Source organism: Sinosporangium album, assembly GCF_900100605.1.
GTDB classification, from domain to species: Bacteria; Actinomycetota; Actinomycetes; order Streptosporangiales; family Streptosporangiaceae; genus Sinosporangium; species Sinosporangium album.
Genome location: NZ_FNCN01000011.1, coordinates 103,384 through 124,716, shown reverse-complemented (window position 1 = coordinate 124,716; position 21,333 = coordinate 103,384). Strand labels below are relative to the sequence as shown.

The window sequence follows — 21,333 nt, the reverse complement described above, 5'->3', positions numbered from 1 at the left end:
GGCCGGCGGCCGGAAACGCGGGTGAGGTAGGCCGTGGCGGAGAACATCGCACTGCCGCAGCCGAGCGTGCGCGAGCTGCGCCGGCGGCTCCGCGCCGGCCGCACGACGGCGCTGGAGTCGGTCGAGCGGGCGCTCGCCGCGATCGACGCCGTCGACGCCGACCTGCGGTCGTTCATCTGGGTCGACCGTGACGGGGCGCGCGCGCAGGCCCGGCGGGTCGACGCCGCGCTCGCCGCCGGGCGGGATCTGCCGCTCGCGGGCGTGACGGTGGGGGTGAAGGACAACATCGACGTCGGCGGGCGGGTAACGCAGGCCGGCAGCCGCGTGCTGGCGGGTCGGGTGCCCACCGACGACGCGACGGTCGTCGCCCGGTTGAGGGCGGCCGGAGCCGTGATCGTCGGCAGCACCAACATGCACGAGTTCGCCATGGGCGGCACCAGCGAGAACCCGCATTTCGGTACGGTCGGCAACCCTCTCGGGGCGGGCCTGTCGGCTGGCGGCTCCTCGGGAGGCTCGGCCGCCGCCGTCGCGGCCGGTCTCACCATGGTGGCTCTGGGCACCGACACATGCGGCTCGATCCGGATGCCCGCAGCGCTCACCGGAACGGTCGGGCTGCGCCCCACGGCGTGGAGCGTGCCGCTGCACGGGGTCTTCCCCCTCGCCCTCAGCATGGACACGGTCGGCCCCATCACCCGCACGGTCGACGACAACGCGGAGGTGTTCAGGGTCATCTCCGGCCGGGACCCGCGGGTGCGGAGGCGGCCGGAACCCGATCGCCTCCGCCTGCTCCCGCTCCCCCTCGACGACGTCGCCGAACCCGTACACGAGACGCTGGCGGCGGTCGTCGAGAGGCTTCGGGGCCGGGGGCGGATCGACCGGACCACCGACACCGGGTGGGTGCTCGACAGCATCGACGTCGCGACCACCACCTACCTGCGCGAGGGGGCCGACCTGCACGAGACATGGCTGCCGGAACGCGCGGACGAATACGGCTCCGACGTCCGCGGCGCCTTTGAGCAAGGCGCCCTCATCCCGCGCGAGGACTACCTGAGCGCGGCGGCACAGCGGTTCGAACTCACGCGCCGCGCACTGCACGCGCTCGGCACGGACGGCGTGCTCGTGCTTCCGACCTTCCCCTTCACCCGGCTGCCCCAGTACGCCGACTCCGTGGAGACGGCTCCAGGGAACCTCGTGGAGCGCGACGCCGCCCTTGTCCGCTACATCTCCGCGGCCGCCGTCACCGGGCTGCCCTCGGTGAGCGTCACCGGCGGGCGCGACCCGGACGGGCTGCCCATCGGGATCCAGCTGATCGGCGCTCCCGGCACCGAGTCCGCGCTGTACGGCCTGGCGAGGTCGATCCACGACGCCGGCGGAGACGGCCGTGACGATGCGGACTACGAGGACGACGCGGACGCCGAGGACCTTCCGTGACGTCGAGCGAACCGGGCGATCGCGACCGCCGCGGCCCCGCCGTACGAGCCGTACGAGCCGGGCGACACGGCGACGCCGTCCTTGAGGACGCGGGCACGGTCCCCGTCGCGGCGACGTTCGACGTCGTCGTCGTGGGAGGTGGGCCGGCCGGCGTGTGCGCCGCGATCGCCGCGGCCCGCGAGGGCGCGCGCACCGCGCTCGTCGAGCGGGCGGCCTTCCTCGGGGGCACGGCCACCGGCGCGATGGTCGCGAGCTTCATGGGCTTCTTCTGGAAGGACCTGCGCGTCGTCGGAGGCATCCCGCTGGAGGTGACCGAGCGTCTCGTCGCACGGGACGCCTCCCCCGGCTTCGGGCGCTATGTGCTGGCCGAGGCCAGTGACAACCCCATCGATGTGATCACTTTCCCGTTCGACCCCGAAGTGCTCAAGATCGTGCTCGACGGGATGCTGGTCGACGCCGGCGTCACGCCGTACCTCCACGCGCAGGCCGTCGAGCCCGTGATGGACGGTTCCGCGTGCGTGGGCGTGGTCTACCAGGGCCCCGTGGAGCGCAGGGCGCTGCTCGCCACGACCGTGGTCGACGCGAGCGCGCACGGTTCGATCGCGGTCAGGGCGGGCGCGGAGCGGGAAGCCGCGCGTGAGGACCCCCGCAAGCGCCAGCCGATGACGCAGATCGCCCGCGTGGTCGGGGTCGACGTGGCACGGTTCAGGGCGCTGCCGCGCGAGGAGAAGCGGCGGATAGCCGAGGAAGGGCTGCGCCGGGGTGTGCTGGCGCAGAAGCTGCTGCCGGTGCTCAGCTCGCCGCACGGCGACGACGCCATCGTCCTGATGACGAGGGTCACCGGCCGGGACGGCACCGACGAGTCCGAGTTGGCGCTCGCCGAGATCGAGGGTCGGCGGATGATCGACGGGCTGATCCCGTTCCTGCGCGGCTCGCTCCCCGGATTCGAGAACGCGCGACTCGGCACGCTGGCGTCCTGGATCGGGGTGCGGGAGACCTGGCGGGTCGTCGGCCACTACGTCGTGGACGAGCACGACGTCCTGTACGGCACGGCCTTCGAGGACGTGATCGCGCTGGGGGCGGGCCCGCTCGACGTCCACCACGCCGCGGGCGGCGGCATCTCGCTCGCCGTGCCCGACCGGCCCTTCCCCATCCCTTACCGCGCCCTCGTCCCCCGCGGGGTCGACGGCATGCTCGTCGCGGGCCGGTGCGTGTCGGCCACCCGCAAGGGGATGGCCGGTCTCCGGCATATGGGCACCGCCATGGCGCTCGGGCAGGCGGCCGGTTCGGCCGCGGCCCTCAGCGCCGCCGCGTCGGCCACGCCGCTCGCGCTCGACACCGCCGCGCTGACGGCCGCGCTGGCGCGCGGCGGGGCGGTCCTCGACGCCGCGGCGGCTGTGCCGTACGACGACCGGTGATCAGGCCGCCGAGGAGAGGGCAATGACAGCACGGACAGGCACGGAGAGGAACGCGGAGATGAAAGACCGGGACGAGTTCGACTATGTCGTTGTCGGATCGGGGTCGGCGGGAAGCGTGATCGCGCGGCGTCTGGTGGACTCCGACGTCGGCGACGTCCTCGTCGTGGAGGCCGGGGGCAGCGACCGCGGCGTCGAACCGCTCGGCGATCCGAGCTCCTGGCGCACGCTGTGGGGCGGTCCGTACGACTGGGCCTACACGACCACGCCGCAACGCGGTCTGTACGACCGCGTGCTGGCCTGGCCGCGGGGCAAGGTGCTGGGCGGAAGCAGCTCCATCAACGGAATGATCTACGTCCGGGGCCACCGGCGCGACTATGACGCCTGGGAGTACGACGGCTGCCGCGGCTGGGGGTGGGACTCGGTCTTCCCGCTGTTCCTCCGCAGCGAACGGCACGCCCTCGGCGAGACGCCCTGGCACGGCGCCTCCGGGCCGATGGCCGTCACGCCCGTCCCCCGCGACAATCCCGTCAGCCGGGCCTTCATCGAAGGCGCCAAGGCCATCGGCATCCCCGAGAACCACGACTTCAACGGCGAGACGCTGGAGGGCGCGGGGACGGTGGACCTCACCGTCGGCGCGGGGCGGCGCGCCTCGACCTCGCAAGCCTTCCTCCGGCCGGTCGCGGGCAGCCCCCGCCTCACGCTCCTCACCGGGACGAGGGTCGAAAGGCTCGTGATCGAGAACGGCCGGTGCACCGGTGTCCGGCTCGTCGACGACTCGGGCCGGGCGCGCACGGTGCGCGCGCGCCGGGAGGTCGTCCTGTCGGCCGGTGTCGTCGAGTCGCCCGCCATCCTGCTCCGCTCCGGGATCGGCCCCGAGCGGGACCTGGCGCGCCTCGGGGTCGGCGTCGAGGTCGACTCCCCCGGCGTGGGAGAGAACCTCCAGGACCACGCCCTCGCTCCGGTGCTGTTCGGCGTCCCCGAACCCCTGCCGTCGCCCGGCGACAACTTCATGGACACGGCCCTGTTCTGGCGGAGCCACGAGCGGATCGCCGTCCCCGACCTCCAGCCGCTCCTCCTGCACTTCGTCAAGCCGGTCGACGGCTACCCGGTGCCGGACTTCGGGTTCACCATCGGTGCGGGAATCATGCGCCCCAAGTCCCGCGGGCGCCTCACCCTGCGTTCGGCGGACCTGTCCGACACCCCGGTCATCGACCCCGCCTACCTGACCCAGCGCTACGACGTCGACGCCATGATCTCCGCCGTCGAGATCGCGCTCGCGATCGCCGCCGGCGGCGCCTTCACCCACCTGAAGGCCTCCCTGCTCGCCCCCGCGCACCCGCACCCGACGCGGGCCGAGCTGGAGACATACGTACGGCGGACCTGCATCACCTACCACCACCAGGTCGGCACCTGCCGCATGGGCATCGACGACGGGGCGGTCGTCGACCCGGAGCTGCGGGTGCGCGGCGTCGAGGGCGTCCGCGTCGCCGACGCCTCGATCATGCCGACGGTGCCGAGCGTCAACACCCACGCCCCCACCGTGATGATCGGCGAGAAGGCCGCCGAGCTGATACTCGGCGACCGGCTCCGGATCGACACCCTCCCGGAGGCCGCCTCATGACCCGGCACACCGAACGCGCGGTCGTCTCGGGCCGCCGGGCGCTGGCCGCCGTCGAGGCGGCGCTGCGGCACGCCGAGAGCATCGCCACCAAGGTCGCCGTCGTCGTCGTGGACCGGACCGGCGCCCCCGCCGCCGGATGCCGCGACGAGGACGCGCTCCCCGCCACCTCCGACCTCGCGCTGGCGAAGGCCCGCGCGGCGGCCGGCTTCGGCAGGCCCTCCGAGTCGCTCGCCGCCGCCGTGCAGCCCGGCGCGCCGTACTTCGGCCTGCCGGCCGCCGTCGCCGCACCGATCGCGACCTTCGCCGGCGGGCTGCCGCTGCTCGTCGGCGGCTACTGCTTCGGCGCCGTCGGAGTCAGCGGCGGCACCGGCGAGCAGGACGCCGAGATCGCGGAGGCGGCCGTCTCGGCGTATCTCACCGCCGCGGCCGATGCGCCGCCGGTCCCGCACACCACCTCCCCCAACGCATGACATGGAGACCCACGTGCAAGCAAGACAACGGTTCGACGTCGCCGTGTACGGCGGAGGCCTCGGCGGCGTCGCCGCCGCCCTCGCCGCCGTGAAAACCGGCGCCACCGTCCTGCTCGTCGTCCCCGGCGAGTGGATCGGCGGGCAGGTGTCGGCGCAAGCCGTACCGCCGGACGAGCACCCCTGGATCGAGTCGTTCGGATGCTCCGCGAGCTATCGCGGCTTCCGCGACGCGGTGCGCCGCTTCTACTTCGACAGGTATCCGGTCTCCGCCCGAGGCCGGAGCCGGCCCGCCTTCAACCCCGGGCTGGGCAACGTCGGGCCGCTCACGCACGAGCCGTACGTCGCCCAACTGGTGCTGGAAAGCGAGCTGTACCCGTGGATGAGCCGCGGCAGGCTGCGTGTGCTCAAACATTCCACGCTGGCCGAGGCGCACGTCGAGGGCGACCGCATCCGCTCGATCGGCGTGCGCGGGCGCAGCGGCGCCGTGCAGGAGTACGAGGCGCGCTACTACCTCGACGCCAGCGAACTCGGCGACCTCATCGACAAGGCGTCGGCCGAGCATGTCATCGGAGCCGAGAGCCGCGGCGAGACGGGCGAGCCGCACGCGCCCGACGTCGCCGACCCCCTCGACCAGCAGGCCGTGACCTGGGCGATGGTCCTGGGCTACGTCCCGGAGGGCGACTACACGATCGACCGCCCCGAGCAGTACGACTACTGGCGTTCCTACCGGCCGGAGTTCTGGCCGGGGCCCTTCCTCGGGTGGCAGATCTCCGACTACGTGACCCACAAGCCGCGTCCGCGCCCGCTCTTCACGGACGAGGTGCAGGAGTCGGGGCTCCGCTACGACCTGTGGTCCTCCCGGCGCATCCTGGCGTCCCACCAGTTCGACGACGAGTGGGAGTCCGACCTGTCGGCCGCGGTGTGGCCGATGATGGACTACTTCGACCGTCCGCTGCTCGGAGTCGACGAGGAGCAGAGGGCCCTGGCCCTTGAGGGCGCCCGCCAGCTCTCGCTCTCGCTGATCTACTGGATCCAGACCGAGGCTCCGCGCCACGACGGCGGATTCGGCTACCCGGGCTTGCGCCCCCGCCCCGACCTCACCGGCACGGAGGACGGACTGGCGATGGAGCCGTACATCCGGGAGGCACGCCGTATCCGCGCCCGCTTCACGGTCACGGAGTCCCACCTCGGCGTGGAGGCGCGGGAGGGGCGGACGGGCGCGGAGCCGTTCGCCGACACCGTCGGCATCGGCGCCTACCGGATGGACCTCCACCCGTCGACCTCCGGCCGCAACAGCGTCGACATCGACACCTGGCCCTTCCAGATCCCGCTCGGCGCGCTCCTTCCCGTGCGCGTGTCGAACCTGATAGCCGCCGCCAAGAACATCGGCACGACGCACATCACCAACGGCGCCTACCGGGTGCATCCCGTGGAGTGGGCCGTCGGAGAGGCGGCCGGCGCGCTCGCCGCGTTCTGCGTGCGCGAAGGGTCGGCACCGGCGCGGGTACACGAGGACGAACGCATACTCGCCGACTTCCAGCGCCTGCTGCGGACACAGCTCGACATCCCGCTGGAGTGGCCCGAGATCGGCGCGCTGACCCCCATGAGCCGGTTCGGCTACGTCAAGCCCGCCGCCTCTGCAGAGTTCGCCCGGCAGACGTGACAGGGCGACGTGAAAGAGCGACGTGCCGGGCAGACGTGACAGGCCGACGTGGCAGGACCGGGAAGGAGACCGGATGACTCTGTACGCGGTGCGCTATGAGTACGCCGAAGGCAGCGCGGTCGAACGCGACCGCCACCGGCCGGCCCACGTCGCCTTCCTCCGCGGGCTCTTCGAGGCCGACACGCTCGTCCTCAGCGGACGTCTGGAACACGACGACCGCCCCGGGGCGCTGATCGTCGTCCGCGCGGACGACCCGGCCGCGGTCGAGCGGTCCCTCGATCACGACCCGTTCTGGTCGGCCGGCGTCATCCGAGAAAGGGATATCAGAACATGGAACGTGGCGTTCGCGAAGGCAGCGCTCGAATAATGAAGGCCGCCACCACGGTGGCCGCCGGCACCCTGGAGTATCAGGAGCGGCCGATCCCCACCCCCACGGCCGGCACCGCGCTCGTCCGCGTCGAGCACGTCACGCTGTGCGGAACCGACCTGCACATCTGGCAGGGCGAATACCTCAACCCCTTCCCGATCGTCCAGGGGCACGAGGTCGTCGGCCGGGTCGAACAGGTGGCGGACTCCGACACCTCTGACACCTCGGACGCTTCGGGTGCCTCGATCGCGTGCGGTGACACCGTCGTGCTGTCCCCCGTCCGCTCGTGCGGGGCCTGCTACGCCTGCCGCGTCGGCCGCCCCAACGTATGCGAGCGCGTCTCGGTGCTCGGCTGCTACGAGGACGGCGCACTGGCCCAGTACATCCTGGCTCCGGTCGAGACACTGCGGAAGGTGCCACCCGGGCTGCCGAGCGAGCTCGCGCCGCTCGGCGAGCCCGCAAGCATCGCCATGCAGGCCGTACGCCGCAGCCGCGCCCACGCGGGCGAACTCGCTCTCGTCATCGGGTGCGGGCCCATCGGGCTGATCTCCACGCTCTACTTGAGAGAGCTCGGCGTCGACGTCGTCGCCGCCGACACCCTGCCCGAGCGCGCGGAGACGGCCAAGGAATTCGGCGCGGTCGAAGCCATCGTGGTCGACCCCGCGGCGGCGTTCCCCACAGGCCCGCAGATATCCGCGCTGACCGCCACCGACTCGACAAGGCCTGTGACCGTAGTGATCGAGGCGACAGGGTCGCCCTCGGCCTTCGCCGCGGCGCTGGACGTCGCCGCGCCCACAGGCAGGGTCGTCGCGGTCGGCATCTCCGACCGCGACGCACGCCTCCCCCTGCGGACGATCCCGCTGAAGGAACTCGACATCCTCGGCAGCCGCAACAGCCTCGACCTGATCGGTGACGGCCTGCGGCTCATCGCGCGGCACCAAGAACGGTTCGCCCGCCTCATCACCCACCGCTTCGGCTTCCACCAGATCGAGCGCGCATTCGACGTCATGCACACCCAAGCGGAACACGTGCGCAAGGTCCTCGTCACGGTCGACGGCCCCGGCCGGTAGTCGGGGCCCGATCGGCGGCACCGCCCGGCCGGGGGCGGGCGGCGGGTGGGAGCGACAGGTCTACCCGGCATGTGCAGGTCGTCCGTACGGTGACACCATCACGCCCTCCAAGGGGCACACCGGAAGGAACCTTTCGTGACCGACGCTCCCACCCCGGCCCCGGCGAGCGAGACGCTGACCGCCCTGACCGCCCTCGCCGACAAGGAGGCCATCCGCGGCCACTACCTGCTCAACACGCATTTCGAGATCGTCGTCCGCACCGGCGAAGGCTGGAAAGTCGCCAAGCAGCACCTGACCACGGCCTGGAGCCTGGGCGTCGACACCCTAGGCTCTTCCTCATGACCGGCAACCGTCTCGGAGAGTTCCTGCGCGCCCGCCGCGCCGCGGCCGACCCCGCGCATCACGGACTGCCCGCCGGTAAGCGCCGCACACCGGGTCTGCGCCGCGAAGAGGTCGCGATCCTGGCCGGAGTGTCCACCGACTACTACATCCGGCTGGAACAAGGCCGCGACAAACACCCCTCGTCCCAGGTCGTCGAAGCCCTCGCGACGGCTCTGGGCCTGAGCGCCGACGCGGCCGACCACCTGCGCACCCTGGCACGCCCCGCACCGCCGCGCAAACGATCCACCCGCACCGCGTATGCCGACGCCTCCCTGATCCGCCTCATGGACGGTTGGCACACCACCCCCGCGCTCATCTTCGACCGCTACCTCACCCAGTTGGCCGCCAATCCTCTCGGCGAAGCGCTGTTCGACTGGATGGGCGAGGAGACGAATCTGATCGCCTCGGTGTTCCTCCGTCCGGCCGCCCGGACCTTCTACCGCGACTGGAATGTCATCGCCGAGAACTGCGTGGCGGCACTGCGCGCCGGGGCCGGCGCGGACCTGGACGACCCGGCCCTGATCAGGCTGGTCGGCGGGCTGTCCCTGAAGAGCGCCGACTTCGCCCACCTGTGGTCACGGCACGACGTGCGCAGCAAGACCGCTGAGACCAAGCGGTTCCACCACCACCTCGTCGGCGACATCGAGCTGAGCTATCAATCGCTGACCGTCAACTCCAGCCCCGGCCAGCAGTTGGTCGTCTACCAGGCCGAACCGGGGAGCCCCTCCTCCGACGCCCTGGCCATACTCGGCGGTTACCGGCTCGGTACGGCTCACGCCGTACAGGAACGGCCTGTGTGAGCGCTTAGCTCGCCGCCGAAGCCTCCGAGGCTTCGGACGTGGATCGCCGCTTCCGCCCAGAAGACATGCCGTCGGGTCGGGGCCGCGCACCGTGCGCCGCCCCTGACAGGAGCCCCCTCCCATGACCATGCGCAGACGCGCCATCACCGCCACCGCCGCTCTCACCTTTGCCCTCACCCTCGCCGCCTGTTCCACGAACGAGGCCTCCGACCAGGGCGCAGCCCTCCCCTCGGCCACCCCCCTCCCCCCTTCGCCCACCACCTCCGACAGCCGGGAGCCCTCCGTGACATCCACCAGCACCGCCCGCCACCCGTACGTCGGCATGTGGGTCACCGCAGACGGACACATCCGCCAGGAGCTCACCGCCGACGGCCGCTACGACGAGGCGCGCGGTACCCGCAAGAGCGCCTACACCGGCAGCTACACCATCACCGGCAACCAGATCGACTACGTCGACGACACCGGTTTCACCGCCGACGGCACCTTCGTCGACGCCGACACACTGCACCACGGCGGCATGATCTTCCACCGCGAGCGCTGACCGGGCCGCCCGCGACGACCTCCGCTTCCGGTGGTGACGGCCCGTGGCGGGCAGCCCCGGCATGGCGACATCCAGCTTGAGCGCCTGCCCGAAGGCGTCAGGTGGGGGGACCTGGAAACGGTGACCGGGGAAGTCCACGTCCCCGGTCACCGGTCCCCGTCCGTTCGAACGCGGGCACCTCACCCGTGGTTGGCGATACGCCAGTGCCGCGCCCGCTCGTACTGCCGGTTGAGGCGCGCGAACGCCCCGCCCGTACGCAGCAGCTCATCGGGCGTGCCCGACTCGATGACCACTCCGCCGTCGAGCGAGACCACGTGATCCGCCGCGGCCAAAGTGGCGGGACGGTGGGCGATCACGACCACCGTACGGTCGGGGTCGTCACCGAGATTGGCGATGGCCTGCGTGATCGCGGCCTCGTTCTCCGGGTCGAGCGCGGAGCTGGCCTCGTCGACGAGCACGATGCGCGCCTGCTTGAGGATCGCCCGGGCGATCGCGACGCGTTGACGTTCACCGCCCGACAGCTGGGCTCCGGCCTCACCCACGCGGGTCTGCCAACCGTGCGGCAGGCGCTCGATCACCTCATCGAGCCGCGCCGCGCCGGCGGCCTTCTCCAGCTCGTCCCACGTCGCCTCCGGCCGGGCCAGACGCAGATTGTTCTCGATGGTGTCGTCGAACAGGTAGACGTCCTGGAAGACGATGGCGATCTCGTCGAGCAAGGCGGCCGGATCGAGTTCGCGGACGTCGACGCCACCGATGCGCACCTGCCCCGAGTCGACGTCGAAGAACCGGGCGATGAGACGGGTCACCGTCGTCTTCCCCGAGCCCGACGACCCGACCAGCGCGGTGGTGGTGCCCGGCCGGCAGCGCAGCGACACGTCGCGCAGCGCCGGGCTGTCACCACCTGGATAGGTGAAGCTGACATGCGAGAACTCGACGTCGGCCGCGTCGATCCCGCGCACCGGATCGGCCGCCGTCGGCAGCGCGGGAGCGGCCAGCAGCTCCTCGACACGCCCGATCTTGTTGGTCATCGCGCGCAGGGCCCCGATGAGCTCGATGAGGTTGCCGAGCGGCTCCAGGAAGCGGGCGGCCAGCACGAGCAGTGCGATCGCCCCCGCGAGCTCGATGCGGCCGCTCAGCAGGAGCTCCCCGGCCAGCGCCAGCGCCGCCACGAAGCCGCCCGCGATGACCGCGGTGTAGACGAAGAACGGCCGCCGCGCGCGGCGCATGCCCTCCCGGTAGACCTCGCGGTGCTCCTCCAGCGCGGCATGCATCCGGGGCGTGCCTTCGGCATGGCCGGCGGCCCGCAGGACCGGCTGGGCCTGGCCCAGTTCGATCGCCCGACCCGCGACTCCCACGGCCGCCCGTTCCAGCTCGATCTCGGCGATCTCGGAGATCCGCGCGGCCCGCTGCAGCGCCCAATAAGCGACCAGCGCGGTCACACAGAACAGCAGCGCCATCCGCCAGTCGACCGTGAACGTCACCACGACGACGGTGGCGGGCAGCAGCGTCGAGGTGATCGCTGGGCCGGCGACCGTCACGGCGAGGTGCGCGGCGTCGCCCACGTCCGCGGTCACCCCCCGCGCGAGCCGCGCCTTGTTCTCAGCGGTGAACCAGCCCAGCGGCAGCGTGCTCACATGGCGCATCAGCCGCCGCCGCAGCTGCGCCGCGAGCGTGCCGGCCGCTTTGAAACCCACCGGGGTGGCGATGATGCTCAGCACCGCATACGCGACCGCGCCGATCCCGCCCAGAACAAGCCACGGAGTGGCCGCGGCCAGGTCGGGCTCGGGTCGGATGACGGCGGCGAGGACGGGGACGAGCACGGCCAGCAGCAGGCCTTGCAGTACGGCCTGAGCCCCCGTGAGCAGCCATAGGCGGGCCAGCAGCTTGGGCTCCGGCCACAGGCGGTACAACCGGCGGATCACGCGAGCACTCCTTCCTGTGCGGCCCACATCCGGGCGTACAGCCCTTCGCGCGCGAGCAGTTCATCGTGGGGACCCCGCTCGACCAACCGCCCGTTGTCGAAGACGAGGATCTGGTCGGCGCCGACGATCGTGTGCAGCCGGTGGGCGATCACGATCACCGTCTTGCCGACCGCCAAAGTCGCGAGCGCCTCCTGGACCGCCGACTCACTGTCGGCGTCCAGCGCGGCCGTCGCCTCGTCCAGGACCACGACCGGCGCCCCGGACAGGATCGCCCGCGCGATCGTCAGCCGCTGGCGCTCACCGCCGGACAGGCTGCCTCCGCCCCCGTCGAGCAGCGTGTCATACCCGCCGGGCAGACGCTCGATCACATCGTGGATGTGCGCCGCGACCGCCGCCCGCCGGACCTCGGCGTCGTCGGCGTCGGGCCGGCCGATCCGGATGTTCTCCGCGACGCTGTCGCGCAGCAGGGCGACATCCTGGAACACCAGCGACATCGACCCCAGCAGGTCGGCCGACGGGATCGAGCGCACATCGACCCCGCCGATCCGGATCGCCCCGGCCGTCACGTCGTAGAACCGCGGCAGCAGACTCGTGAGCGTGGTCTTGCCGGCTCCCGACGGCCCCACGATCGCGGTCACCGTACCCGGCGGGCAGACGGCGCTGACATCCTCGACGGCGTTGGTCACCCCGTCGTAGGAGAACGACACCTGATCGAACTCAACACCATGCCCCTGCGGCTTCTGCGGGCGTTCGGGCTCCGGCAGCGGCGGGCGGGACAGCAGCCGCTCGATGTTGGCCGCGCCCATCCGGCCCTTCCGCACCCCTTGGGAGGCGGTCACGGCCGGCAGGATCGAGTTCGGCATCCCGACCGCGACCACCAGGAACGGCACGAGATCCGCGACCGCGAGCGACCCTTGGGAGACGAAGGCCAGCCCGGCGGCCATCACGGCGGTCAGAACCGCCATCTCCGAGCCGAACAGCCGCGATGCCGCCGAACTGTGGCGCACCTCGGCGACCCATGCCGCGAACGCCTGCGTGTGCTCGTCCACAGCGTCGTCGAAGCGGCGCAGGACGCGGCCCCCGGTGCCGAACGTCTTCACCACCTGGATCCCGTCGGCGTACTCGACACTGGCGGCGCTGATCCGCGTGTCGGCGACGATCAGACGGTTCACATGGGCCGTCATGGACCGCATGGAGATGCGGTAGAAGATCCCCATCACGACGAGGACCCCCAGCGCGATCAGCGCCATGGGCACGTCAACGGAGAACAGGTAGCCCGCCCCCACGAGCACCACCGTGACCGCCCCGGTCAGCTGCCCCAAAGCGTGCGCGATGACCTCGTGCATCTCCTCAAGGTCGCCCGTCATCGCCCGCTTCACCCTGCCCGAACCCGACGCGCGGAACCAACCGATCGGCAGCGCGCCGAGGTGCCGCACAATCCGCGTGCGCAGCTCGTGCAGAATCTTCGCGTCCGCATAATGCCCCACACGAGAGGACTGCACCATCAGCACCAGCCACACCGTGGCACCCGCAGCACCGATGCCGACCCAGGTCCAGATGGCCGCGCCCGCCCCGGCGGGATCATTGAGCATGGCCCGCGCGATCTCGGCGACCGCGATGTACGGCACGATCCCCGCCGCCGCGCTCAGGGTCGACAGGACCGCGCAGACCACGAGGTGCGTCCGGATCGGAGCGAAAAGTCGCGCCAGCGCCCCGGCCTTCGCGAGTCCGACCGACTGGTCGGAGTCCGCGTGGGACCCCGACCCGGCGGCCACGCGTGTGTCTGTAGCCGTGCTCATGTCTGTGTTCCTCCTGGGGCCGGCACCGCATACTGGATCCACGGCCCCGTAGTCCTCGAAGCAGCCTCCACACTCGGAAGCAAGGTATGCCTAACCTCACCTGCTATCCTCGATCTTCAAGGTGACTTGATGTCAAATAGGCATATGAGCAATCCACCGGGTGTCTCGATCGGCCAAGCGGCGGCCCTCTACCGCCTCGCCCCCTCCACGCTGCGATGGTGGGAATCCCAACGCGTGCTTCCCGAGCCACCACGCACGAACGGGCGCCGCGTCTACACCGAAACCGGCCTCCGCCACATCGGCCTCGCCTACCTGTGCTGCGTCACCGCCGCGATGCCCCTCGAACACGCATCCGTCGTAACCTCGGGAAACAGGAACCACGACTGGCAAGGCACCGTCAGGCGCCACGCCGACGCGGTCGAGGAAAAGATCAAGCAGATGCAGAGCGCGCATGCGTATCTGCTGCACCTGCTGCAATGCCCAGACGATGACATCGTCACCGAATGCCCGGACCTCGACGATGAACTCATGAACCACACACCGCGCGGACTCGTCACCGCCCAGAGTCTCGTCACCGCAGCGCAATCGATCCCCCCTCGGGGAGCAACCCACCAGAAGCGTGACGAAACAGACTCCCAGCGTGACGAAAAAGCCCCAACGCCGGACCGCTGCACCGTCTGCACGAAACCCTTCACCCAACGAGCACGCGGCCGACGCCGCAAATACTGCTCACGCGCATGCCAACAACGCCACTACCGGCAGGGTACGAATCGCCACCGCCGGTCCCCCAAACCGCCGGCCGCCGCACACCAGCGAAAGCAACCCTGAACGGCGACCGCCCCCCGCCCACGCTTCCCTCAAAGCCGGAACACCATGCCTTTCTCCTCCCCCACCAACACAGGCGTGGTGCCGGACCTCGTGCCCGCCGAGCGGATCCGCAACGCTACAGCGCTCGTCACGCTCAACCGCAGCGTCGCCTCCATCAGAGGCCCCGCCGCGGCCAGCGGACTCCTGCTCGTCGGAACCCCGGCTACGTCATCCTCGGAGACGCGCTGCTCAAACCACCTCCGCCTGCGCGGGGAAAACACGCGGTCGAGCGCCTGTCGATCAGTCCCTGGCGGACCACCCCCGCCTGCGCGGGGAAAACCGCTCTTGGCGCGGGGAGTCCACGGTGGATTGCGGACCACCCCCGCCTGCGCGGGGAAAACTTCATCCACCGCGCCCTCCGGGCCGTAAATTCCGGACCACCCCCGCCTGCGCGGGGAAAACGCGCTGTCGCCCGACGCACCATTCAACCGCCTCGGACCACCCCCGCCTGCGCGGGGAAAACCTCGCCTTGTTGGCCGAATCCTCGGGCCACCGCGGACCACCCCCGCCTGCGCGGGGAAAACCACGCCGATGGAACAAGCTCACGCGGCCCTACCGGACCACCCCCGCCTGCGCGGGGAAAACTAGAGGATGTTGGCGGGTTGCTTGTGGTACTGCGGACCACCCCCGCCTGCGCGGGGAAAACACTTACTGACCTGGGGCGATGTCAGGGGTTTACTGATTCGTTATCTGGCTCGGCTGGGTTGAGGGCGATGAGGGTCAGGCCGTCGAGGTCTATGGGAGTGCGGCGGCGATGACCTGCGGTGTGGAGGGTGAACCCCTGTTCGTTGGCGTCGGGGTGGAGGAGTACGGCAGCGCCGTCGCCGACGGAAGCGGCGACGGCGGCCCAGAGTTCGGTGCGGACTCGGGCGGAGAGAGTGCCGACGTAGAGCCCTGGCATGGGTTCGATCATCCAGCGGGTGAGGGCTCCGCGTAGGTGGTCGGGAATGGCTGTGGTGGCGATGACGGTCATGGAGGCCATGTCAGTCGTGCCCGTAGTTGGTGCCGCCGGCCAGGCGGCCGAAGTCCGGGTCCCAGAGGTCGACAAGTTCCTCTGCGGCTTCTTCGGCGTCTTCCCGGCGGGTGCCGTCGTCGGGGTCCAGGAGGGTTTGGATGTCGGCGACGATGCGTGGGAGGAGACGAAAGAGACGCAGGCCGTCGCGGAAGGAACGGCGGGCTTGGCCATCGGGGTCGACGGCGGCGTGGAGGGAGAAGGCGAGTGGGACGGTGAGTTCGGCTTTGTAGAGGTCGGCGATGTCGTACACGAAGGAGTGAGATGTGCCGGTGTGGACGAAGCCGAGGCCGGGTGAGCAGCCGATGGCGTTGATGGCGGCGTGGACGATGCCGTAGAGGCACGTGTTGGCGGCCGAGAGAGCCCTGTTGACAGGGTCCTGGCCGTCCCAGTCGTCGGGGGCGTAGGAGCGTTTGAAGGGCCGCAGCCCATGCTGCTGGGCGCACAGACGGTAGAGCGCCTTCATGCGCTGGCCTTCCAGGCCGCGTAGTTGGGCGATGGTGGCGTTGGCGGGGGCCGTCTCGCCGAACCGCCGCAGGTACATGCGGCGGGCGACGGCAGCGCGTTCGGTGTCGTCGGCCCAGGCGCGGGCCTGCAGTTCCAGCCAGCGTGTGGGGAGGGAGTCCGGGACGTTGGCCGCGTAGCAGCATATACCGGCGCTTCCCACACAGATGACGGTGGTGCCGTGCCTGGCGAGCGTGGACAGGGCACGGCTGGTGATGGAGACCCCCGGCCCGAGCAGGAGGCAGCCCAGCGCGGCGGTGGGCAGAGCGACACGGCGTTGTTCGTCGTCCAGTTGGAAGAAGGCCTTGACGCCGGTGTCGTCCTGCACGATGCGGGCTATGTCGATGTACAGGAACGACAACGAGTCGCCGATGCGCGGGAGCATGGCCGCGGTGGGCGCGGCCAGGCGCTGGCGGGCGTTGCGTGCCGAGGTGGAGCTCATGACGCCGGAGCGGCCGGGGCGATGGTGAGCAGCCCGCACCCGAAGGACTTGCCCCGGCCGATACCCGCGTGGATCCGGTGGAGGAGAGCCTTGGGCTCGGAGACGGTGGCGGTGCCGTCGAACTGGGTGCGGGCGTGGGTGACACGGCTGTCGTCGCCCCGTTCGCCGATTCCGCTGTCGAGCTGCCTGCTGTGCGAACTGCGCAGGATGAGGCCGGCGGCATCGGCTTGGCGCTGCCACCACTCGTCGGCTTCGGCACCGTGGAGCGGAACGACCTGCTTGGGACGGCCGGCGGTGGTGTTCATGCCGAGCTTACGGGTGGCGTTGGCGATGATCCGGTAGTGGATGTTCACCCCTTCGCGCACCCCGTCGAGCAGCGGCGTCAAGGATTTGCAGCGAGCGGTTCCATAGGAGGCGGAAAGCCGTTCCAGCGCAGGTCTGACGGCGCTCTGCACCAAGATGGCGGATCCGCGGGTCTGTTCTTCCAGGCGGAAGAGGGCGGCGGCCTGCCGCCGGGCGTCAGGTCCGAGCCCGTCCGGGAACAGGCTCATGACGCGCCGGTGCAGCCGGACGACGTCCCGCAGATCGCCGAGGACGGCGCGGTTGCTGGTGTCGAGGATGATCTGGGTGATCCACAGTTCGGTGTTCATGGCGTCGTCGGAGTGCTTCCGTTGGACTGCTCGGGGTTCAGATGCTTGGTGATCTCGGTGAGATAGTCGATGCCTCGTCCTGCGCACTGTCGCGCGGGAAGGCTCAGATGCCTGCGGTACACGGGACGGGTCTGGTAGCGCCGGTTGTGAGACTCGAAAGAGACCGGTTCGTCCTGGGCCTCGCTGTAGACCTGCTCGGTCTGCGGGGCGGCGGGGTCGTCCGGCCACGCGGCGGCGTCGAACGGCGTGTCGCTGCGGAACTCGACCAGGACACTGCCCTGGTCGCGAGGTTTCCGCCGGGCGAGGGGGAAATCGATCAGCGCGGTGATCGGGTCTCCGCCCAGAACGTCGAGCAGGAACGGGGCGTCCGGCGGGCATGACCGGCGGCCCAGATAGGGCGGCCACATCGGGGCACGCACGGCCTGGGCGCAGCGGTCCAGCAGGGCCGGGTCGTCCGCCGTGACGGCGACGATGAACGCGGCGTCCTGAAGGTAGTAGCGGTCTGAGGTGACCGTGGCCTTGTCCTCGGCGCGCCGCTTGCCCTCGGCAGTGATCACGGTGAGGGGACGGGGCATTCCTCCGCCGACCGTGTGAAAGTCTCGCAGCAACGTGCCAGGGCGATCTATCCGTACGGTGAACCGCAAGGTCCTCAGTTCGGTGATGGGTCCGCCGGCGCGCTGCCCGAGCTCGTCGCGACGCAGCCCCAAGGCGGCGGCGATCAAGCCGATGAGCCCGGAGCGCGTGGGAGCGGTGGCGGTGTCCCGCTGGTTGAAGCGGGAGCGCTCCCCCCACGACTGCAGCGGCCCGCTCAGGTGCAGCAGGAAGCCCGTGGTGGGAGGCGCGTTCACTTGGTCTCCCGCGCGGCCAGGGCGTCGGCCAGTGCCTTGTCGATCAGCTCCTCGAAGGATTCGACTCGCTTACCGAGTTTGTCGATCTTCTCCTCCGACAGCGTCGCATGGGCAGCATAGCGGCATCCCTCCTTGCCCAGCAGTTTCTGCACGGCGCCGGCGTACTCGTCCATCTTGATGACCGAAAGGTCGCCGTGCCCGCCGAGCCGGTCGGCGCGCACCGGCTTCTCGAAAGCGCCCGCGTAGGAGACGGGCCGGTCGGTCCGTACGGTCAGGTGCGCCAGATGCGGGATGGTGTTGGGGGCAGTGGAGTTCCTCTTGGCATGGGGAAGCGACAACAACGCCGCCTTGAGGAGACCGGCCGCCAAGTCCCGGGTGTCGGCGAGGTCTCCGCCCAGGTTGGCGTGCAGGTCGTTCAGGTCGAGAACGACGTAGCGGTAGAGCACTCCGGCGCTGTGCTCGGCCTGCCCCATGTGGGCGCTGCCGGTGGTGTCGCCCCAGATGTCGGTGACGTCGTCCACCGCGCTGAAGTAGTCGATCTCGGTGTCGGTGGCGTGCGTGGTGAAGGAATGGGCGACCTGGACGGCTCCGTCGACCTTGGCATCGTCTACCTGGGCGAGCATCCGCCCGAACAGGTTGATGACGCCATTGCGGCTACGCAGGATCGCGTCGACTTCGGCGGTCGGGATGACGCTGTGACTGCGCTCGAACTGGGTCGGGGGCTTGGGCTCCTTGGCCTTCTCCAGCGCTTCGCGGTAGCGGATGGCGAGTTCGGCGAGCTCGCCGATGGCGGAGGCCGGCACGTAGACCATCGCGGCTGTGGACCAGTGCTCGTTGGTGCCGTTCGACGCCCCCTCGGCCTGCTTCGACGCCTTATCGGTCTTTTTCTTCGACGCTTCGTCGGTCTTTTTCTTCGGCGCTTCGCCACCGACACTGCTGGCGACCACTGTGTGCCGCCCCGCGCGCTCGGCCAGCTCAGCGGGCCAGTCGTGCTTTTCCCGCAAGTGCCGGGCGAGGTACTCGGCCAAGCGGCGGGTACGCAGGGCGGCCTCCTGGCCGAGGGAGGTCTGCAGGTACAGGCGCATGGCCCGCTTCCAGCACTGGCTGCTGACCCGAGTGCGCTCCCTATCGCCCCATTTGACGGTCTTGACCGCGTTGGTGTCGTCCCGGTTGAGATTGGCGAACGGGATGGCCTGGATGATGTGCGCTTCAATGTAGCGGCCGGGGATCGTGGTCACGGAAGGCTCCAGCTTCAGGGTTTCGAGATGGACTACTGGGAGTCGTGGTCGTCGTCGTCCGCCGCGCGGGCGGCCTCAAGATCCGCCTCGAAGCGTGTCCGGTAGAACGACTGCAACCAGCGGCGCGCTATCTGGTCGCGGTGCTCCTCCCACCGCTGCAGGTCCAGCAGGAGCTGTCCCCAATCGACCGCCGAGGACCGGTCCGCCACGGCGCGGACCATCGCCGGCAGGTGACGGTGCAGGCCGTCCACGCTCTGCCGAGTGAGCAGGTCCAGGTGGCTCTCGGCCGTGGACTCACGGAGAACTCCATGGGCCACGCCTTCGGCGAGGCACTGGCCGAAGCCGCGGCCCACGGGATTATCGGCGGACGATCTTCCCCTGGCCTGCGGCGGAAGTGATGCGATCATGGCGGCGATCGCGTAGTAGGCGCGCTGAATGTTCTCCTGCTTGTTGGGCACCCGCCCCGCGATCACCTTGTGCATGCGGTGACACTCATCGAGAGGACGGCCCAGGCCACTACGCAAGGCAGAACGCTTTCCTGGATCTTCACACAGCTCGAAGACCCCAGTGACGAACTGGCGAGCCTGCTCCAGAGCGGGGTGGATGGTGGGTGTCTGCTGGCCGGCCATGCTTCCCTGCCGATCGTTCGATGACGGTGACGTGGAGCGCCGTTTCGTACGGCTGATCTTGCGGACGCCGCCATAGAGCTCCAAGCGGGCTCTCTCGATGGCACGGGCGGTCCGGGCACTGCGGACATGCCCCTGGGTGACCTGCTCGAACGCGGAGATCGCCGCGCCGAGAAACGAACGCCAAGGGCGGTCGAAGTCCTGGTCGCGCATCCGCCTCCAGAAGGTCTCCTCCGCCATCGGCCAGTACGCGGCGGCGGCGTGCTCGGACCACGCGCACTTCTTCGGCTTATCGCTGACGATGGAGGCCCACGCCAGTTTGACGGCGAAATCGAGGCGACTGCCGTACAGCTCACCGGCCGTCCGCAGGTCGCCGATGCGCCGGGAGGTGCCGGGATCCGTCTCGTTGATCCGGAAGAGCAGCGGCGGGGTGACGGCCGACACGAACTGGATGTCCTTGGTCTTCCCGTCCTGCTCGAAACCCAATGCCCTGACCTTGAACGAGCCGAGGTCGTCGATGTCGCCGCCGAACACCGCGGGGCGCCGGGGCTGCGCCGTGGTGGTGTTGGGCAGGTCCAGCAGGCCGTCCAGGTCGCGCCACAGTGCGCGTCCCGAATCGGCAGGCCGTGCGTAGATGTTGCCCTGTTTGCTGACCTGGAAGATCACGTAGGCGTCTCCGGTCGGCGGCTGCTTGTTGCGGCGGCCCCAGGTGATATGGGCGTCGACGACGTTCTGCCCCGTCTCGTCGGGCGTCAGGAGCAGCGCGTGCTGCCAGCCGCCGGTCAGCCGGGCGCACGGGCCCGGATAGGGGTCGGGCTCCCGTGGCGGGGCCAGCGGGTCGGGCAGGTCGGGCAGTTCCCAGGGGCATGGGTCGTCCCCTTGCCGGAACTCATCGGTTGGCGAGGGCAGCCCCGCCAGGAGGGTCTCCAACAGGGTGTTGCCCTCGGGATGGTAGGAGAGGCTCGACCGCAGGGGGCCGGCGGACACGTCCGCAGCGGTGACATCGGCGTGGGTTCGTGTCGCGCACCGGCCGGAAGGTCCGTAGTAGAGCCAGCACAGCAACGCGAGGAAGGCCTCAGGCGTCGGCACGGGGACGGGCGAGGCGTCCCAGTGGTGCCCGAACCACACCGAGTTGTTACCCGCGGGACGCCCTAGAGCCAGCTTGTTCACCCCAGCGCCCTTGGGACACACCTTCGGGTCCGCCAGCCTGGGGTCCTGGAGGAACGGCCGTTCGGGGTGGAAGAGGTCGAACTTGCCCGAGTACTTGTTGAAGTAGTCGTCGACGCGTTCTGGGTTCAAAGGCTTGCCGAAGATCTCGCTCCGCCGGTCCAGCCAGTCATCGAACCCCTCGGTGTTCTTGTCCAGGTCCGTGATCCGTGCCGTGATCGCGTACAGCAAGCGGTACACCGCCGACAACGCAGGCGGAGGGGTGATGGCCAACGCCTCGATCTCATGGGCATGCACGAGCAGATCCCGCAGGCCGAGCTTCGAGGGGCGATCCGGCCGGGCCTGCTTCCAGCGGACCTCCGCCCACTGGCATACGGCCAGATCGAAACTGGCTTTCGGTACCACGCCCCCTCCTTCCTGTGTCTGGACACCCACCGGGTAGATTGTGCGAAGGACCTTCGGCCGTGCGAGCAAAGCCTGTCTCGCGCGCACTGCT

General features: G+C 70.3%; 19 protein-coding genes and 1 CRISPR repeat array. Of the genes, 11 read left to right on the top strand and 8 right to left on the bottom strand.

Annotated elements, in window-relative coordinates; all coding sequences use genetic code 11:
* Positions 1-33: 33 nt before the first annotated feature.
* The 10 genes from BLQ73_RS13855 (at position 34) to BLQ73_RS34615 (ending at position 9,762) form a co-directional block, all read left to right on the top strand.
* Positions 34-1,431, top strand: coding sequence for an amidase (locus BLQ73_RS13855; RefSeq protein WP_093170843.1), 1,398 nt, complete (start codon positions 34-36; stop codon positions 1,429-1,431).
* Positions 1,428-2,849, top strand: a complete 1,422-nt coding sequence (locus BLQ73_RS13850; protein WP_093170842.1) for an FAD-dependent oxidoreductase — start codon at positions 1,428-1,430, stop codon at positions 2,847-2,849. Before BLQ73_RS13855 ends, BLQ73_RS13850 begins: the two co-directional genes overlap by 4 nt.
* A 22-nt stretch (positions 2,850-2,871) precedes the next feature.
* Positions 2,872-4,470, top strand: coding sequence for a GMC family oxidoreductase (locus BLQ73_RS13845; protein WP_218125843.1), 1,599 nt, complete (start codon positions 2,872-2,874; stop codon positions 4,468-4,470).
* Positions 4,467-4,940 (top strand): GlcG/HbpS family heme-binding protein, encoded by a 474-nt coding sequence (locus tag BLQ73_RS13840; RefSeq protein ID WP_093170841.1) that lies wholly within the window; start codon positions 4,467-4,469, stop codon positions 4,938-4,940. Before BLQ73_RS13845 ends, BLQ73_RS13840 begins: the two co-directional genes overlap by 4 nt.
* A gap of 13 nt (positions 4,941-4,953) precedes the next feature.
* The gene (locus BLQ73_RS13835) at positions 4,954-6,603 is read left to right on the top strand and encodes an FAD-dependent oxidoreductase (RefSeq protein ID WP_245691067.1); all 1,650 of its coding nucleotides are present in this window, start codon (positions 4,954-4,956) and stop codon (positions 6,601-6,603) included.
* Positions 6,604-6,676: 73 nt separating this feature from the next.
* Positions 6,677-6,970, top strand: a complete 294-nt coding sequence (locus BLQ73_RS13830; protein WP_093170839.1) for a YciI family protein — start codon at positions 6,677-6,679, stop codon at positions 6,968-6,970.
* Entirely contained in the window at positions 6,970-8,040 is a 1,071-nt protein-coding gene (locus BLQ73_RS13825; RefSeq protein WP_176955430.1) for an alcohol dehydrogenase catalytic domain-containing protein, read from the top strand. The genes BLQ73_RS13830 and BLQ73_RS13825 overlap by 1 nt, the downstream gene beginning before the upstream one ends.
* Before the next feature lie 135 nt (positions 8,041-8,175).
* Complete coding sequence (locus BLQ73_RS13820) at positions 8,176-8,382, top strand: hypothetical protein (RefSeq protein ID WP_093170837.1); 207 nt, start codon at positions 8,176-8,178, stop codon at positions 8,380-8,382.
* Positions 8,379-9,221 carry a helix-turn-helix transcriptional regulator gene (locus BLQ73_RS13815; protein WP_093170836.1) on the top strand — a complete coding sequence of 281 codons (843 nt, stop codon included), beginning with the start codon at positions 8,379-8,381 and terminating at the stop codon, positions 9,219-9,221. Before BLQ73_RS13820 ends, BLQ73_RS13815 begins: the two co-directional genes overlap by 4 nt.
* A 121-nt stretch (positions 9,222-9,342) precedes the next feature.
* Positions 9,343-9,762 (top strand): Atu4866 domain-containing protein, encoded by a 420-nt coding sequence (locus BLQ73_RS34615; protein ID WP_218125842.1) that lies wholly within the window; start codon positions 9,343-9,345, stop codon positions 9,760-9,762.
* 179 nt (positions 9,763-9,941) lie between these two features.
* On the opposite strand, the gene BLQ73_RS13805 is transcribed toward BLQ73_RS34615, so the two are convergent.
* Positions 9,942-11,684, bottom strand: coding sequence for an ABC transporter ATP-binding protein (locus BLQ73_RS13805; protein WP_093170835.1), 1,743 nt, complete (start codon positions 11,682-11,684; stop codon positions 9,942-9,944).
* Positions 11,681-13,483 carry an ABC transporter ATP-binding protein gene (locus BLQ73_RS13800; RefSeq protein WP_093170834.1) on the bottom strand — a complete coding sequence of 601 codons (1,803 nt, stop codon included), beginning with the start codon at positions 13,481-13,483 and terminating at the stop codon, positions 11,681-11,683. Before BLQ73_RS13800 ends, BLQ73_RS13805 begins: the two co-directional genes overlap by 4 nt.
* Positions 13,484-13,627: 144 nt before the next feature.
* On the opposite strand from BLQ73_RS13800, the gene BLQ73_RS13795 reads away from it, so the two are divergent.
* Positions 13,628-14,311, top strand: coding sequence for a MerR family DNA-binding transcriptional regulator (locus tag BLQ73_RS13795; RefSeq protein WP_093170833.1), 684 nt, complete (start codon positions 13,628-13,630; stop codon positions 14,309-14,311).
* A 229-nt stretch (positions 14,312-14,540) separates the two neighbouring features.
* Positions 14,541-14,996: direct repeats of the CRISPR family, unit length 29 nt; unit sequence CGGACCACCCCCGCCTGCGCGGGGAAAAC.
* Between the two features lie 21 nt (positions 14,997-15,017).
* On the opposite strand, the gene cas2e is transcribed toward BLQ73_RS13795, so the two are convergent.
* From cas2e to casA, 6 genes are read right to left on the bottom strand one after another with little or no spacing between them, the layout of a single operon-like run.
* Positions 15,018-15,323 carry a type I-E CRISPR-associated endoribonuclease Cas2e gene (gene cas2e / locus BLQ73_RS13790; protein ID WP_245691066.1) on the bottom strand — a complete coding sequence of 102 codons (306 nt, stop codon included), beginning with the start codon at positions 15,321-15,323 and terminating at the stop codon, positions 15,018-15,020.
* A gap of 10 nt (positions 15,324-15,333) precedes the next feature.
* Complete coding sequence (gene cas1e, locus BLQ73_RS13785; RefSeq protein ID WP_093170931.1) at positions 15,334-16,308, bottom strand: type I-E CRISPR-associated endonuclease Cas1e; 975 nt, start codon at positions 16,306-16,308, stop codon at positions 15,334-15,336.
* Positions 16,305-16,958 (bottom strand): type I-E CRISPR-associated protein Cas6/Cse3/CasE, encoded by a 654-nt coding sequence (cas6e, locus tag BLQ73_RS13780; RefSeq protein WP_093170831.1) that lies wholly within the window; start codon positions 16,956-16,958, stop codon positions 16,305-16,307. The genes cas1e and cas6e overlap by 4 nt, the downstream gene beginning before the upstream one ends.
* Entirely contained in the window at positions 16,955-17,806 is an 852-nt protein-coding gene (gene cas5e / locus BLQ73_RS13775) for a type I-E CRISPR-associated protein Cas5/CasD (protein ID WP_093170830.1), read from the bottom strand. The genes cas6e and cas5e overlap by 4 nt, the downstream gene beginning before the upstream one ends.
* Positions 17,803-19,044: a type I-E CRISPR-associated protein Cas7/Cse4/CasC gene (gene cas7e / locus BLQ73_RS13770; protein WP_093170829.1), complete on the bottom strand. Its 1,242-nt coding sequence runs from the start codon at positions 19,042-19,044 to the stop codon at positions 17,803-17,805. The genes cas5e and cas7e overlap by 4 nt, the downstream gene beginning before the upstream one ends.
* 32 nt (positions 19,045-19,076) lie before the next feature.
* Positions 19,077-21,242 carry a type I-E CRISPR-associated protein Cse1/CasA gene (gene casA, locus BLQ73_RS13765; protein WP_093170828.1) on the bottom strand — a complete coding sequence of 722 codons (2,166 nt, stop codon included), beginning with the start codon at positions 21,240-21,242 and terminating at the stop codon, positions 19,077-19,079.
* Positions 21,243-21,333 lie beyond the last annotated feature (91 nt).

Excerpts from the sequence above, each read along its gene's own strand:
- BLQ73_RS13845 (WP_218125843.1), top strand. The coding sequence starts at position 2,872 with ATGACAGCACGGACAGGCACGGAGAGGAACGCGGAGATGAAAGACCGG.
- BLQ73_RS13840 (WP_093170841.1), top strand. The coding sequence starts at position 4,467 with ATGACCCGGCACACCGAACGCGCGGTCGTCTCGGGCCGCCGGGCGCTG.
- BLQ73_RS13830 (WP_093170839.1), top strand. The coding sequence starts at position 6,677 with ATGACTCTGTACGCGGTGCGCTATGAGTACGCCGAAGGCAGCGCGGTC.
- BLQ73_RS13825 (WP_176955430.1), top strand. The coding sequence starts at position 6,970 with ATGAAGGCCGCCACCACGGTGGCCGCCGGCACCCTGGAGTATCAGGAG.
- BLQ73_RS13815 (WP_093170836.1), top strand. The coding sequence starts at position 8,379 with ATGACCGGCAACCGTCTCGGAGAGTTCCTGCGCGCCCGCCGCGCCGCG.
- BLQ73_RS34615 (WP_218125842.1), top strand. The coding sequence starts at position 9,343 with ATGACCATGCGCAGACGCGCCATCACCGCCACCGCCGCTCTCACCTTT.
- BLQ73_RS13800 (WP_093170834.1), bottom strand. The coding sequence starts at position 13,483 with ATGAGCACGGCTACAGACACACGCGTGGCCGCCGGGTCGGGGTCCCAC.
- BLQ73_RS13795 (WP_093170833.1), top strand. The coding sequence starts at position 13,628 with ATGAGCAATCCACCGGGTGTCTCGATCGGCCAAGCGGCGGCCCTCTAC.
- cas2e (WP_245691066.1), bottom strand. The coding sequence starts at position 15,323 with ATGACCGTCATCGCCACCACAGCCATTCCCGACCACCTACGCGGAGCC.
- cas1e (WP_093170931.1), bottom strand. The coding sequence starts at position 16,308 with ATGAGCTCCACCTCGGCACGCAACGCCCGCCAGCGCCTGGCCGCGCCC.
- cas6e (WP_093170831.1), bottom strand. The coding sequence starts at position 16,958 with ATGAACACCGAACTGTGGATCACCCAGATCATCCTCGACACCAGCAAC.